Annotated in this window: 16 protein-coding genes and 2 pseudogenes; 4 read left to right on the top strand and 14 right to left on the bottom strand. The window is 69.5% G+C overall.

What is annotated here, in order from left to right; all coding sequences use genetic code 11:
- Nucleotides 1-163: 163 nt before the first annotated feature.
- From ASC60_RS13035 to ASC60_RS13005, 7 genes are all read right to left on the bottom strand, one after another.
- Nucleotides 164-1,549: a deoxyguanosinetriphosphate triphosphohydrolase gene (locus ASC60_RS13035; protein ID WP_055550273.1), complete on the bottom strand. Its 1,386-nt coding sequence runs from the start codon at nt 1,547-1,549 to the stop codon at nt 164-166.
- Entirely contained in the window at nt 1,546-2,331 is a 786-nt protein-coding gene (locus ASC60_RS13030; protein WP_055550270.1) for a sirohydrochlorin chelatase, read from the bottom strand. Before ASC60_RS13030 ends, ASC60_RS13035 begins: the two co-directional genes overlap by 4 nt.
- 371 nt (nt 2,332-2,702) lie before the next feature.
- The gene (locus ASC60_RS13025; RefSeq protein WP_234356951.1) at nt 2,703-3,794 is read right to left on the bottom strand and encodes a UDP-galactopyranose mutase; all 1,092 of its coding nucleotides are present in this window, start codon (nt 3,792-3,794) and stop codon (nt 2,703-2,705) included.
- Nucleotides 3,795-3,802: 8 nt separating this feature from the next.
- Nucleotides 3,803-4,243: a GtrA family protein gene (locus tag ASC60_RS42190; protein ID WP_055550266.1), complete on the bottom strand. Its 441-nt coding sequence runs from the start codon at nt 4,241-4,243 to the stop codon at nt 3,803-3,805.
- Nucleotides 4,240-5,550, bottom strand: coding sequence for an FAD-binding oxidoreductase (locus ASC60_RS13015; RefSeq protein WP_063787126.1), 1,311 nt, complete (start codon nt 5,548-5,550; stop codon nt 4,240-4,242). The genes ASC60_RS42190 and ASC60_RS13015 overlap by 4 nt, the downstream gene beginning before the upstream one ends.
- On the bottom strand, nt 5,540-6,529 hold the full coding sequence (locus ASC60_RS13010) for a hypothetical protein (protein WP_055550262.1): 990 nt from the start codon (nt 6,527-6,529) through the stop codon (nt 5,540-5,542). The genes ASC60_RS13015 and ASC60_RS13010 overlap by 11 nt, the downstream gene beginning before the upstream one ends.
- A gap of 3 nt (nt 6,530-6,532) precedes the next feature.
- A complete protein-coding gene (locus ASC60_RS13005; RefSeq protein WP_055550261.1) occupies nt 6,533-7,336 on the bottom strand; it encodes a glycosyltransferase family 2 protein in 804 nt (267 codons plus the stop codon).
- 179 nt (nt 7,337-7,515) lie between these two features.
- Here ASC60_RS13005 and ASC60_RS44035 point away from each other — a divergent pair.
- A pseudogene (locus ASC60_RS44035) lies at nt 7,516-7,605 on the top strand (IS5/IS1182 family transposase); the annotation flags it as partial.
- Nucleotides 7,606-7,626: 21 nt separating this feature from the next.
- Here the strand turns inward: ASC60_RS44035 and ASC60_RS41610 are convergent.
- The 5 genes from ASC60_RS41610 to ASC60_RS12990 form a co-directional block, all read right to left on the bottom strand.
- Nucleotides 7,627-7,791 (bottom strand): hypothetical protein, encoded by a 165-nt coding sequence (locus tag ASC60_RS41610; protein WP_159043245.1) that lies wholly within the window; start codon nt 7,789-7,791, stop codon nt 7,627-7,629.
- Nucleotides 7,792-7,932: 141 nt separating this feature from the next.
- On the bottom strand, nt 7,933-8,304 hold the full coding sequence (locus ASC60_RS13000) for an FCD domain-containing protein (RefSeq protein WP_055550259.1): 372 nt from the start codon (nt 8,302-8,304) through the stop codon (nt 7,933-7,935).
- 19 nt (nt 8,305-8,323) lie between these two features.
- Nucleotides 8,324-8,464, bottom strand: coding sequence for a hypothetical protein (locus ASC60_RS44030; protein ID WP_107097067.1), 141 nt, complete (start codon nt 8,462-8,464; stop codon nt 8,324-8,326).
- Nucleotides 8,465-8,521: 57 nt separating this feature from the next.
- Nucleotides 8,522-8,977: a MarR family winged helix-turn-helix transcriptional regulator gene (locus ASC60_RS12995; protein ID WP_055550257.1), complete on the bottom strand. Its 456-nt coding sequence runs from the start codon at nt 8,975-8,977 to the stop codon at nt 8,522-8,524.
- Nucleotides 8,978-9,011: 34 nt separating this feature from the next.
- Nucleotides 9,012-9,992, bottom strand: coding sequence for an adenosine deaminase (locus tag ASC60_RS12990; protein WP_055550254.1), 981 nt, complete (start codon nt 9,990-9,992; stop codon nt 9,012-9,014).
- Between the two features lie 152 nt (nt 9,993-10,144).
- Between ASC60_RS12990 and ASC60_RS12985 the strand changes: the two genes are divergently transcribed.
- Nucleotides 10,145-10,789, top strand: a complete 645-nt coding sequence (locus ASC60_RS12985) for a Uma2 family endonuclease (protein WP_079038367.1) — start codon at nt 10,145-10,147, stop codon at nt 10,787-10,789.
- 74 nt (nt 10,790-10,863) lie between these two features.
- Nucleotides 10,864-11,547: a vancomycin high temperature exclusion protein gene (locus ASC60_RS12980; RefSeq protein WP_055550250.1), complete on the top strand. Its 684-nt coding sequence runs from the start codon at nt 10,864-10,866 to the stop codon at nt 11,545-11,547.
- 72 nt (nt 11,548-11,619) lie between these two features.
- On the opposite strand, the gene cutA is transcribed toward ASC60_RS12980, so the two are convergent.
- The gene (gene cutA / locus ASC60_RS12975; protein ID WP_055550247.1) at nt 11,620-11,943 is read right to left on the bottom strand and encodes a divalent-cation tolerance protein CutA; all 324 of its coding nucleotides are present in this window, start codon (nt 11,941-11,943) and stop codon (nt 11,620-11,622) included.
- Between the two features lie 122 nt (nt 11,944-12,065).
- Between cutA and ASC60_RS12970 the strand changes: the two genes are divergently transcribed.
- On the top strand, nt 12,066-12,425 hold the full coding sequence (locus ASC60_RS12970) for a hypothetical protein (RefSeq protein ID WP_055550245.1): 360 nt from the start codon (nt 12,066-12,068) through the stop codon (nt 12,423-12,425).
- 198 nt (nt 12,426-12,623) lie between these two features.
- On the opposite strand, the pseudogene ASC60_RS39060 reads toward ASC60_RS12970, so the two are convergent.
- Nucleotides 12,624-12,881: pseudogene (locus ASC60_RS39060) on the bottom strand (LacI family DNA-binding transcriptional regulator); the annotation flags it as partial.
- Nucleotides 12,882-12,937 lie beyond the last annotated feature (56 nt).

Genomic DNA, 12,937 nt, shown 5'->3' with positions numbered 1-12,937 from the left:
GCGTTTGCTTCTACCCCGGTCGCGTCGGCCAGTCGCATCGGCCGGAGCCTTGGCCGAGGGAAGCCGCTCCGGGGAGCCTCCCGCACCAAGCGGGGCGGGGGAAGGGGGCCGTGCGGAGTGGCGGGAACGGGTCGTGGGGGGGGTGGCACGTGGTTCTACGGGGTCATACGTGGCGTACCGAGCGCGGGACCGTCAGGCGGGCGTGGAGGGAGCGGGCCGAGGCGTCCGTCAGGGCGGCGATCTGGTCCACGATCGCGCGCAGCCGCCCCGTGTCGTCGCCCGCCGCGTCGGCCGCGTCGAACAGGGCGCGGAACTGCGGGTCGAGCCCGTCCGGGGCGCGGGCGATCAGCGCCTCGCCGAGCTCGGCGATCACGACGCGCTGGTCGGCGCGGACCAGCTCCTGGTCGGCGCGCTGGATGACGTAACGGTCGGCCACCGCCTTGAGCACCGCGCACTCCAGCCGGGCCGTGCGCGGCACCACCAGCTCGGCGCGGTAGCGGGTGAACCGGCCCGTGCCGTACGCCGCCCGGGTGGCGGCCTCGGCGGCGAGGCAGAACCGGCCGATCAGCTGGCTCGTGGCGTCCTTGAGGCGGGCTTGGGCGACGGACGTGCCGTCGTAGCCGTGCGGCCACCACTCCTGGTCGAGCAGCCGGTCCAGCGCCTCGGCCAGCTCCTCCGCCCCGGCGCCCGGCGCGTAACGGGCGGCGGCGACCGCGAACACCTCGCGCCGCTCGGGCTCGGCGAGCAGGCTGTTCGGGTCGAGATGGCCCGCGTGCAGTCCGTCCTCGACGTCGTGCACCGAATACGCCACGTCGTCCGCCCAGTCCATGACCTGGGCCTCGAAAGGAGTACGCCGCTCGGGCGCGCCGCGCCGGAACCAGGCGAACACCGGGAGGTCGTCCTCGTACACCCCGAACTTCGGCGAGTCCGGGTCGCGGGGGTGACCGCCGCGCGGCCAGGGGTATTTGGTCGCCGCGTCCAGGGCCGCCCGGGTGAGGTTGAGCCCGACGCTGACCGGTTCGCCGGTCTCGGTGTCGGGGACGAACCGCTTCGGTTCGAGCCGGGCCAGCAGCCGCAGCGACTGGGCGTTCCCCTCGAAGCCGCCGCAGTCGCGGGCCACCTCGTTGAGGGCCTGCTCACCGTTGTGACCGAAGGGCGGATGGCCGAGGTCATGGGCGAGGCAGGCCATCTCCACCAGATCCGGATCGCAGCCCAGGGCGGCCCCCAGCTCCCGGCCCACCTGGGCGCACTCCAGGGAGTGGGTCAGGCGGGTGCGGGGCGTGGCGTCCCACGCCGGGGTGCGGGCCGTGCCGCCGAGGTCCGCGTCGGTGGCCGGGGCGGCGGGCACGACCTGCGTCTTCCCGGCCAGCCTGCGCAGCGCGGCCGAGTGCAGCACCCGGGCCCGGTCCCGCTGGAACGCGGTCCGGCCGGGCCGCTTGTCGGGCTCCTGGACCCAGCGCTCCAGGTCCGCCGCGTCATAGCCGGGGGTCGTTGGTGCGGTGGTGCGGTGTGCGGTGCGATCTGTCGTACGACCTGCTCTGCGGCTCATACACCGACAGTAACCGCCCGGTCCGACAGCGGAGCACCGGCGAGGGCCTGTGCGTACCGGTGGAGCACCAGCCGGGCGACGGCCGGGTGGGCGCCGAGCGGGGCCGCCGCGATGCCGGGAGCGGCGTCCGCGCACTGGGTGGCGAAGCGGCCGGGGGCGGTGAAGTACGAGGCCACGGCGATGTCCCGGGGGTGGCCGCGCCGGGTGGAGGTGAGGGTGCGTACGGCGTCGGCCACCGTGGGGGCGACGGCGGAGGCGTAGGCCGGGACGACCGGCACGCCGCCGAGCCGGGTGCTGAGCAGGGCGGCCGTGGCGGCGGCGTCGGCGGCCGCGTCGGGGTCGCGGGAACCGGCGGCGGCGAGGACGACGGCCTGGATGGTCCTCGGGTGCTGGTGGGCGGCCTCGTCCAGGCGTGCGTGCAGGGCCTCGGCGAGGAGCGGGTGGGGGCCGAGGGGTGCGGCGATGCGCGTGGTGAGGTGGCCGGCCCTCGCGGCCGCCTCCGGAAGGTCCGCCTTGACGTGATGGCCACGGCCGAGCAGCAGCGGTACGAGGACGGCTTCGCCGCGCAGTGCCTTGAGGGTGTCCGCGAGGAGCGGTCGGTCCAGCTCGATGTGCCCGAGCCGTACGGGTACGTCGGGCCGCAGGGCCCGGACCGCGTTCACGAGCGCCGTCACGGTGCGTAGCGCCGCCGGGTCCCGGCTGCCGTGCGCCACGGCGACCAGCGTCGGGGGACGCGTGCCGGTGGGGCGGCCGGAGGGGCGGGGGCGGAGCAACGCTGTCATGACGCGACTGTGGCAGGGGCGTGTTGCGCCGCCGTTGCGCGGCCGTGACGGGGGATTTCGGTGACTTCACGGTGGGGTGCGGTGCTTGGTGCGGGAGCCGGGTGCGGGCGGACGCCGTGGCCGGCACGGTCCACGCCGAGGATGTCCAGCGCCTTCCAGACGTACGCGGGCGGACCCTCCTCGCCCGCGCCCGGCTCCTTCTCACCGCGCCGTACGGTCGGCCGGGCATCTCGAAACTCGCCGCCCACCGGGCAGTTCGCCGATGCCAGCCGCTTCACCCGGGCCTTCGAGAAAGCGCTACGGCCGGGCACCCACCCCATACGCACGCGCGGTCAGCTCGGCCGATCGGTCATCAGCCGGGCCCTTCGGCATCAGACGTCGGCCTGCTTGAGGATGCGGGCTGCCGCGTTGAGCCCCTGGCGGACGGCCTGGTCCATGTCGATATAGGTGTACGTCGCCAGCCGTCCGGCCAGGTGCACGTGCGGGCCGAGCTCCTCGGTCACCAGCGCGCGGTAGTCGTTGGCGAGGCCGCGGTTCTTGCCCTCGACATCCTCGACCGGGTAGTGGCGTGCGGGCGCGCCGGGATATTCGTAGCTGACGACGGTGCCCTTGAGGGTCTGGCCGCTCATCCACTTGGTCTCGATGCGCCGGGTGTAGGCCTGGTCCAGCCCCGGATGGTTGACCACGCCGCAGGGCAGTACATGGTCGGCACCGGGGATGAAGTGGTTTTCCAGGCGTACGCCCCGCCATGGCAGCTCGCCCAGGGCATGCTCGAAGAAGACGTCGAGGGGTGCTGTGAGCACGACGGCGTCCGTTCCCCGGGCGTACTCGGCAAAGGACTCGACCGTCACGCCGGCGCCAAGCTCGACAGGGACGTCGCGGAGCAGGGCGTCGATGAGCTTGAGGTAGCCGCCGCGGGGCCAGCCCTGGTACGGATCCCGGAACAGGTCACGGTAACCGTCATGGCGCAGTTCGATCCGCTTGGGCGCCCACTGCGCGGCGAGGTTCTTCGGGTCGGTCCCCCACTGCTTGACCGTGTACGGCCTGACGAACAGCGAGTAGAGCGTCACTCCCATGATGTCCTCGCACCACGTCTCGAAGTTCGTGGTGCGCGCCCGTTCCGGACGTTGCTCGAGCTCGCGCCGGATGTCGGCCCACTGCGGCAGTTGCTCGAGCTCGGAGACCTGCGGTGGCCAGGAGAGCAGGCGATCGCAGACCTCGGTCATCACTTGGTGCCGGTAGGGCAGCATCTCCACCCGGTCGGTGACGAATTTCCACACCTGCTGGTCGGCGGTGTGCAGAATGTGCGCGCCGTGCGGCTCATACAGGATGCCGTTGGCATTCTCCGTGCGAAGCTGTCCTCCCCACACCGGTCTTTGCTCGATGACGCGGACCTCTGCGCCGGCATCTTTCAGGACTGCGGCTGCGGTGGCTCCGGCGAGGCCGCTGCCAATGATGAGCACCTTCAATTTTACGTATCCTCCTTGACCGAAAACGCGGCGTTCTCCTCGGCGAGAACGCGGCGGTGGAAAACCCAGAGCCGCAGCACCACGAAGCGGCCGATCGTGCCGGCGGCCGACGACACGACGAGGACTGCGAGCTCCAGCCGTCGTGGCGGCGTGGCCACCACGACGTCGAGCAGAAGCAGGGCGCCCGAGGTGAGCAGGTAGTACGCGGCGAAGACCAGCAGGCCTTGCAGCTGCGTCCGGCCGGCCGAGCCCCGGCCCGCCTCGAAGGTGAAGCGGCGGTTGGCCTCAGTGTTGAGGACCGTGCACACCAGCAGGGCCGCGAGGTTCGACACCAGCGGTGGCAGCCAGGTGCGCAGCAACGCGTACAGCGCGATCTGCAGCAGCACGCAGAGAGAGCCGACGAGGCCGAACCGGACGACCTGGCGGACGAGGGCCCGGTTCACGGCTCCTCGCCCGTCACCCGGCGCCACAGCGACGACGAGAAACGAGGGTCGACGAACTCGCGGAACGCCGTCCACTGCGGATACATCAGCTTGAACGTGCCCGGGTCGAGAGCCGAGTCCTTGGCCAGGTAGACGCGGCCGCCCAGCTCGATCATCAGCTCGTCCAGCTCGTGGAAGAGCCGCAGGGTGCGCTCGCCGCGGTTGACGAAGTCGAAAGCCCCGCCCACGCCATGGACCGGGAAGGACATCATGCCGGGCGCCGCGGACGGCCCATAGCGCTTCAGGATGGCGAGCACGGCGACGTTGTCCGAGCTGCGTACGGCGTCGAGCAGCCGGGGCAGCCCGTCCGGCACGGCCGCCGCCGGGATGAGGAAGTGATACTGGTAGAAGCCCTTGCGGCCGAGCAGCCGGTTCCAGTCGCCGAGCGAGTCCATCTGGTACAGGTACTTCTGATAGCTGACCCGGCCGGGCTTCTTGCGCCCGCACAGCCGAAAGTAGGCCAGGTTGAACGCGTGCATGTGAGGTCGGTTCACGCACAACCGCGGCAGGTCGAATGGCACTCGAGGCTGAAACCGATCCTGCGGGAAGGAGCGTTCGCCGGGACCTTCGTTGCCGATTTCGAGCACTCCGCGGAACGTCTGGCGGCCCACCAGGTCGAGCCAAGCGGTGGCGTACTCGTGGGTGTCGGCGGTCGCGTCGATGTGGGCCATCAGCTGGGACAGATCCGTGTGGCAGTGGGTCTCGACGTTGATGAACGACGACTTCACCGGCCGCAACTGGAGCTTCACCGTTGTGATCAGGCCTGTCAGCCCCATGCCGCCGACCGTCGCGCGGAAGAGCTGATCGTCGGCGCCTGGGCCGCACAGTCGGCGGCGGCCGTCACTGCGCATCAGCTCGATTTCGAGAAGGTGATGGCCGAAGGAGCCGGCGAAGATGTGGTTTCTGCCGTGTACGTCGTGGGCCACGGAACCGGCGACCGACGCGAGACCTGTGCTCGGCGAGACGGCCAGGCGCCAGCCGTACGGGGTGGCGTACCGCTGCACCGCGCCGATCGTCACGCCCGCCTCGCAGTGCAGGACGCCGGTCTCCGGGTCGAAGGAGAGAATCCGGTTCAGCCCCCGCGTATCGAGCAGCGTGTTGTCCGCGTTCAGGCAACTGTCGCCGTATGAGTGGCCGAAGCCTCGCGGCAGCACGGACCCGCTGGTCTCCGGCACGGCGCTCAGCCCGCGCGGCACTTCCAGCACCCGCTGCCGGTACCGGTGCACCCGGTTCCAGGCCAGTGGCGTGGTCCAGTCGTCAGTTCGCATCGTGTCCCACCAGTTCGTGTGCGGCGCGGCCACTGCGGAGCAGGGCAAGGCAGGCGCCAAGGGCCAGCAGGGCGGCACTGACCGGGAGCAGTGGCAGCTTTCCGGTCGGCTCGGGTGGCACGCCGCGGGACCGGAGTTCGTTGAGCGTCTGCTGATGCTCGGTCTCCCGGTCGCCGATGAAGACGTTCACATAGTCGTTGGCGGCCCGCCGGCAGGAATCCGCGGCATCCGCGTCGGGGTGCGCCCTCAGATCCGCCGCGATGCCGGTGGCGATCTGATAGTCGCGTACGGGCTCGTTCCAGCGGGAGTCGCCGCCGGCGTAGAAGGTGGGCGACTCGCTGCCGGACAGCATGAACGCCCCGATGAAGATCGCCACGGCCGGTACGGCCGTCAGCAGCAGGGTCCTGAACCGGACGCGCTGACTTCCGGCCGGGAACCACAGCTCCTGCACGGCGAGATAGTCACGCGTCAGGAAGTACGCGCTCACCCCGAGCGTACCGATCACCACCACGGTGGCGATCGTCGTGACGACGTCCGCGCTCACCGGATGGGGCCTGCACGGCGGCAGGTAGGCGATCAGTGCATCCGCCGGGTCACCGTATCCGTAGTACAGGCCGGATCCCAGATACTGCAGCCCGGCAAGCAGGTTCACGGCCCCGTACGTGATCAGGAAGAGCCGGAGCCACCGCGACCGGAACGGAATCCGGCTGAGCAGCATGGTGATCACGCCGCCGAGGATGTGCGACATCGGCCCGATGATCAGGGCGAGGAACCGCGGCGTGGCGCCCGTGTCCCCGGCGAACGAGAAATTGCCGTACCCGTCGCCGAACAGCGGCACGTGCAGCCCGGCGATGTCAGCGCCGAGCAGGCCGCTGACCAGCAGGTGCGACGACTCGTGGAGAGCCACACCGAGGCGCGACGTGATCCAGATCAGCAGGGTGAGCGCTACGGTGAAGCCGAAAAGGCGACGCCAGGTCACGGCTCAGACCGTCACGTCGAGCGGGCGCTGGTGCGCACACGGTACCTGGCCGGACACGTACGCGCCGTGGGCTGCGAAGATGTACCGGATCCGGCGGAACCGCAGCCGCCAGGCGAGCAGCTGCCCGAGGCACTGCAAGCACGCGCGCACCAGGCGCCAGCTGACGATGGACACCTTCCCGGTGGTCCGCTTCCGGTGGGTGATCGGTACGTGGATCACCGGAACCTGCAGGATGTGGGCGAGGATCGCGATGCAGACGTTGGGAATGAAGACGCCCGGCGGGATATTTTCAACCGCGAAACCTAAGTAGTAACGATTCATCAGACGGTATGGCACGTTGGAATCGGGAATGCGGACGCGGAACAAGAATTTCAGCAGCAACCGCAGGGAAAGCGATATGAACCGGCGCGAGGGCGGTGTGCTGCGCCGCACCCGGCACCCGAAAACGAACGGCGCACGGTCGCGGTGCTGCCAGATCTTGGGAAACTCGTACGGATCGAACTCGTTATCGGAATCGACTTGGAAAATGTGTTCGGCGCCGGAATCGAGGGCAAGTCGATAGCCATTCACCACTGAAGGGCCGTGCCCGATGCCAGTCTGTCGCACGAAGCGGATCCGAGGGTCGGCCGCTGCCAACTCCGCCAGGATTGCGGTGGTACGGTCCGTGGAACCGTCGTCGATGACGATCACCTGGACCGCCTTCTCGCTGGTGAGCCCCGAGCTACTCAGGACATTCAGCCATTCGTCCAGCGTCTGCCGGATGCAGCCCTCCTCATTGCGAGCGGGCATGACTATCGCGAGTTCCATTGTCACACAACACCTTTTCTCTACGCACTGGAGCATTTCCTCTTGGCGCGGATGTCAAGACGTGGGTACCTGCCGCGAGGCCTCGACTTTCAGCTCGGGCATGACGCGCCGGCGGCTGCTGCAGGACCCGACTACTGCCAGGACCACAACCTCTGCCGCGACCAACTTCGCGCTCGGAATTGCATGGCTTCTGGGATCTGCGCATCCGATGGGACATCCACGAAGTGTTCCTCGAAATCGCCCGTTGTCTCATCACCCACCGACAACTCGGCTCACCACATCAGCCGTTGTCAGCCGCAGCCGGCAAGCCTGTGCACACCTTCAGCCCCGAGCTGTTCCGCGTTCAATCCGTGGCCCTCACCTCGTCGATCGCGGACGGCGAGGCCGCGCGCGAGCGCGTCGGCGTCGAAGCCGGCGCCGAGCGCGCCGGTGGGGGCCAGGATGCGGAGTTCCATGAGGATGGCGCCTTTCGTTGTGTCCGGGAGTGGAAATCGCGAGGCGCCCTCGCGCTACATGCTATAGCAAACAAGAGAGAGATTCCTGTCCCGCAGGGGCACATCCCCTGCGCCGGGGCCCCAGGGCGGGCGGATCGACGGTCAACCGCCGCCCAACTGGGCCAGGGCAGCGCCGTGGTGCCGCATGGCAAGTTCCTCGGCACGGCCCTCGTCCCGTTCGAGGAGAGCGTCCAGCAACTCACGGTGCTCGTGGTAGCGAGTACGGAACGCCTCGACATGCCCGGGTACGAGCCTCAAGGCGAGGTCGAGCCGCTCCTCTTCGCTGAAGGCCCGGGTCTGCCCCAGCAAGCCTTCCAGAACGGAGTTGCCCGCACACGCCTCGACCTGGCGGTGAAAGAGGCGCAGCTTTTGGAAGATGTCCGCGAGCCGGTCGGCCACATCGGCTTCCAAACCCTGCTCGGCGACAGCCTTCAGCGATGCGGTCTCCACGAAACCCAGGGCGTCAGCGGTCATGTCGGTGACATTAGTTCTGCTATAGCAAACAGTCAATAGCTGAAGTTGAGTCGGTCCGGCGGCCCCTGCCCCAGTAGCGGCAGATGCGGTCGATGGCGCGCAGGAACCTGGTCCGCCACCGGCGGACCATCGACCGGTCGGTGTCCAGCCACGCGGCCACTGCGGTGTCGCTCCAGCCCTGGGCGCAGGCCGGACGGTGGTGAGGCTCGGCCGGGGCTCAGTGGTGCCAGGCGTGGCCGTTGGTGTTGTGGATCATGCGCTGAAGGACCTTCAGGGTGGCCACGTAGTCCTCGTCGGGGATGCCGTCATGGATGCGCCCCCGCATCGTCACCTGGTGGTCCGCCGCCCGGGCCTGTAGTGCGCGGCCCTCGGGGGTCAGGCGGAGGCGTTCGGCGGTGGTGGTCAGCAGGCCGCGCTCCAGGAGGGCGTCGATCTCGGGTTCCAGGGCGGTGCCCACGTCCAGATAGCCCTGGAGGACGGCCCGCACCTCGGCGCGGGTGCGGCCGTCCTCGCCGCCGTCGTGGACCTGGTTCAGCACCCACCACTGGGGCTGGCTGAGACCGAATTCGGACAGCCCTTCGCGGATGTAGGTGACGACCGCCTTGAAGGCGGCCCAGCTCCAGTAGCCGATGGGCTGGCGGATCAGTTCGTCGTCGCTGTGCGAGTACTCCATGCGGACGAACGTAGAACTTGAACCAAAGTTGAAGTCAAGACGCGTCGAGTTCCTTCAGGTACGCCGCACGTGTCTGCTCGTCCAGGAAGGAGGCCCGGAAGGAGTTGCGGGCCAGGGTGCGCAGCGTCGCCCGGTCGAGCCCGAGGGCGTCCCGTACGGCGGTGAAGTTGTCCTCCACGTAGCCGCCGAAGTAGGAGGGGTCGTCGGAGTTGACGGTCACCAGCAGGCCGGCGTCGAGCATCGCGGGGAGGGGGTGGTCGGCGAGGTGGTCGACGACGCGGAGGCGGACGTTGGAGAGCGGACAGACGGTCAGCGGCACCTGGTCGGCGACCAGCCGTGCGACCAGGGTGTCGTCCTCCAGACAGCGGACACCGTGGTCGACTCGGTCGACGCCGAGGATGTCCAGCGCCTCCCAGACATACGCGGGCGGGCCCTCCTCGCCCGCGTGCGCGACGCACTTCAGCCCGGCCTCCCGCGCCAGCGCGTACACCTCGCGGAACTTCGACGGCGGGTGGCCGACCTCGGCCGAGTCGAGGCCGACGGCGGTGATCCGGTCGAGGTAGGGACGGGCGGATTCGAAGGTGGCCAGGGCCGATTCGGCGGTCTCGTCGCGCAGGAAGCACATGATCAGGCGGGTGGTGATGCCGTGGGTGCGGGGCGCGGCGTCGAGGGCGCGGGTGAGGCCCCGGATGACGGTGCCGATGTCGACACCGCGGGCGGTGTGCGCCTGGGGGTCGAAGAAGATCTCGGCGTGCCGGACGCCCTGCTCGCGGGCGCGGGTGAGGTAGGCGTTGGTGAGGTCGGCGAAGTCGTCCTCGGTGCGGAGGACGGTCATGAGCGCGTAGTAGAGGTTGAGGAAGTCCTGGAGGTCGGTGAAGGAGTACGCGGCGCGCAACTCGTCCTGGGTGGCGTAAGGCAGCTCGATGCCGTTGCGCTCGGCGAGCGCGAAGGCGAGTTCGGGCTCCAGGGTGCCCTCGATGTGGAGGTGGAGTTCGGCTTTGGGGAGCGGCGGCACGGCTCGATCACCTGCTGGTTTCGCTGGTACGGGACGACTCCCCAAGGCTATGCGGGATGGGGCACATCGCTCGTTCGGGGTAATGCGAACGGATAACGGATACGAGTCACGCACCGTCGCTACGGTGAGGCCGAGAGTACGCTCCGTAGCAGATGGAGGATGCAGTGACCGCGATATTGGAGCGGCCGATGACCACAGACACACCGGACACCGATGAGCCCCAAAAGGGGTTCGACGACCTGCTCCGGACCACGGAGGAACTGGATACACCGGACGGCTTCAAGGCCGAGCTCATCAGGGGGAAGATCGTCGTGTCGCCGTGGTCGAGGCCGTTCTACAAGCTGTCCATGAGGTCACTGCGCCTTCAGCTTGCGGCCCATGTCCCCGAGGGGCATGACGCGGACACCTCGCCGTTTCTCTTCAGCTTCGCCACCTCCGAGCGCGCCTACGGACCGGACCTGCACGTCGCGGACTTGGCGGCCTTCCGCGGCAGTGCGCGCCACGTGGACGGCGATGCGCTCTCTCTTGTCGCAGAGTTGACCTCGGTCTCCACGCGTGACGTCGACTGGCAGGAGAAGCTCGAGGTCTACGGTCGCCATGTGCCGGTCTATCTCGTGCTCGACATGCAGGCCCAGGAGATCACCGCCTTCTGGGACCCGTCGGACCACGGCTACCGGGCCCATATGACCGTCCCCTTCGGCAAGCCACTGCCCATCCCCGCTCCGTTCGGTTTCGATCTCGACACCAGCGAATTCGTTGTGACCGAGGAGCCCGAAGAGGACGACGACGCCGAATAGCCCGGCGCAACCGCCGCGCCCCTTGGCCGCGTCACACAGCGCGATGGTGCTGGTGGGGCCAAGGGGAGGCGGGCATGTTCGGGTGGGTACGGCGGCGGTTGCCGCGGACGCGGCGGGGGTGGCAGCGGGCGTTTCAGGTCGCCGTGCTCGTCAGCGTGCTGGCACTGCTGCCCGCGACCTGGCTGCGGCTGAGCACCGACGGGCGGGTGGGGACGGCGGCCGGGGGCGCGCCCTCGGCGCCGGTGGGGGTGGTGTTCGGGGCGGGGCTGTGGGACGGGGAGCCGTCGCCGTATCTGGCGCACCGGCTCGACGCGGCCGTCGAGCTGTACCGGAACGGGAAGGTACGGGCGCTGCTGGTCACCGGGGACAACAGCCGCGACGACTACGACGAGCCGAACGCGATGCGCGGCTATCTGGTGAAGCGGGGCGTACCGGACCGGCGGATCGTCCGTGACTTCGCGGGCTTCGACACCTGGGACTCGTGCAGCCGGGCCCGGCGCGTGTTCGGGGTGCACCGGGCAGTGCTGGTGAGCCAGGGGTTCCACATCCGCCGGGCGGTGGCGCTGTGCGAGGCGGCGGGGATCGACGCGTACGGGGTCGCGGTGGACGAGCCGCACGACGCGACGTGGGGCTTCGGCGGGCTGCGGGAGACCGTGGCGGCGGGCAAGGCGGCGCTCGACGCCACGTTCCGGCCGGACCCGCGCTTCCTGGGGCCACGGGAGCGGGGTATCAGCGATGCGCTGGCGGATGACGGATGACGGATGGCGGATAACAGGTAGTGGGTAACAGATATCGGGCAACAGATGACAGGTGACAGATTTTGTTTTCTGTTAGTCAATGGTCGTTTCCGCTACGACCCAGGCCAGATAGTCCTCACTGCCCTGCGTGATCGGCGTCGCGATCACTTCCGGCGTCTCGTAGTCGTGCGCCTCGCGGATGTGCGCCTCCAGCTCGTCGTACCGCGCGGCGGTCGTCTTGAACAGCACCTGCCACTCGGCGGCGGTCTCGATGACGTCCTGCCACCGGTAGACGGAGGTCACCGGCTGGCTGATCTGCGCGCAGGCCGCCAGCCGCGCCTCCACGGCGCCGCGCGCCAGCGCCTCCGCCTTCTCGGGGGTGTCGGTGGTCGTCAGGACGGTCAGGTAGTCGGCCACGGCTGCCTCTCTCGATGTCGCCGGGTTGTTTTTCGCGAGGTGCGAACTGGCGCGCATCACGCTAGCCGGTGACGATTGAGGGAACCCGGCGACGATCAGATCAGGCCGATCGAGGGGCACTCATGGATGACCTCACCGCGCTCGCGCGCCACCATCTGGACCAGGCGAAGGCCGATCCGCACGGGCGCAGCGCACATCTGTTCCTGCACGACGGGCCACTGCGGCAAAGCGTGATCGCGATGGTCTCCGGTTGTGAGCTGGACGAGCACAACGCTCCCCCGGCGGCGAGTCTGCACGTGCTGCACGGTCATGTGCGGCTGACCGGGAGCGGGGTGCGGACGGATCTGATCGCCGGGCAGGTGGAGCGCATCCCGCATGAACGGCACGGGGTGCTCGCGCTGGAGGACTCGGTGATGCTGCTGACCGCCGTGACCGCCACGGTGGGCTGTCCCACCCCCACCCAGGACGCGGCGACCGCTTGAGGGTCCGCGGCCCGGGAGCGCGCCGTCCCGGCGTCGTACCGCGCTGACGCCGGGGCGGGGACAGGGCCCCGGTGCGCTGCACGCCGCACCGGGGCTCATCGTGCGGTCAGCCGATGACCGGGGCCAGGTCGATCCGGTCGAGGTGCGGGGCGTACGCGCCCGGGTTGGCGAAGGTGAGCTCGGCAACGGCACGCCCAAGTTCGCGGTCAGCACGGTGACCGACCGGGTCCGTCCGCCGGCCAGGGCGAGCGCGGTGGCGCTGCGGCGGAAGCCGAGGGTCTCGATGGCGGCGAGGACGCGTTCGCGGGTGGCCGGTCTGACGCTCGGATGGTCGTTGATCACCCGGGAGACGGTCTGGTACGAGACCCCCGCGGCGGCGGCGACGTCGCGGATGCCGGGCCGCTTGCCGCCTCTTGTGTGACCGGTCACATGCACGCCAGGATTGTGACCGGTCACACAGGGGGCGTCAAGGGACGCGTCGCGGGCGCGGATGCGCGTCAAGTGGCCGCCGG

It is taken from the genome of Streptomyces sp. NBRC 110028 (assembly GCF_001417735.1).
In the GTDB taxonomy this organism is placed as follows: domain Bacteria; phylum Actinomycetota; class Actinomycetes; order Streptomycetales; family Streptomycetaceae; genus Streptomyces.
Note: the sequence above shows the minus strand (reverse complement) of the source record. Positions and strands in the feature narration are given on the sequence as shown.

Excerpts from the sequence above, each read along its gene's own strand:
- ASC60_RS12985 (WP_079038367.1), top strand. The coding sequence starts at position 10,145 with ATGGAGGATGCAGTGACCGCGATATTGGAGCGGCCGATGACCACAGAC.
- ASC60_RS41610 (WP_159043245.1), bottom strand. The coding sequence starts at position 7,791 with ATGGAACTCCGCATCCTGGCCCCCACCGGCGCGCTCGGCGCCGGCTTC.
- ASC60_RS13005 (WP_055550261.1), bottom strand. The coding sequence starts at position 7,336 with ATGGAACTCGCGATAGTCATGCCCGCTCGCAATGAGGAGGGCTGCATC.
- ASC60_RS13030 (WP_055550270.1), bottom strand. The coding sequence starts at position 2,331 with ATGACAGCGTTGCTCCGCCCCCGCCCCTCCGGCCGCCCCACCGGCACG.
- ASC60_RS12980 (WP_055550250.1), top strand. The coding sequence starts at position 10,864 with ATGTTCGGGTGGGTACGGCGGCGGTTGCCGCGGACGCGGCGGGGGTGG.
- ASC60_RS12970 (WP_055550245.1), top strand. The coding sequence starts at position 12,066 with ATGGATGACCTCACCGCGCTCGCGCGCCACCATCTGGACCAGGCGAAG.
- ASC60_RS13000 (WP_055550259.1), bottom strand. The coding sequence starts at position 8,304 with ATGACCGCTGACGCCCTGGGTTTCGTGGAGACCGCATCGCTGAAGGCT.
- ASC60_RS13035 (WP_055550273.1), bottom strand. The coding sequence starts at position 1,549 with ATGAGCCGCAGAGCAGGTCGTACGACAGATCGCACCGCACACCGCACC.
- ASC60_RS12995 (WP_055550257.1), bottom strand. The coding sequence starts at position 8,977 with ATGGAGTACTCGCACAGCGACGACGAACTGATCCGCCAGCCCATCGGC.
- ASC60_RS13015 (WP_063787126.1), bottom strand. The coding sequence starts at position 5,550 with ATGCGAACTGACGACTGGACCACGCCACTGGCCTGGAACCGGGTGCAC.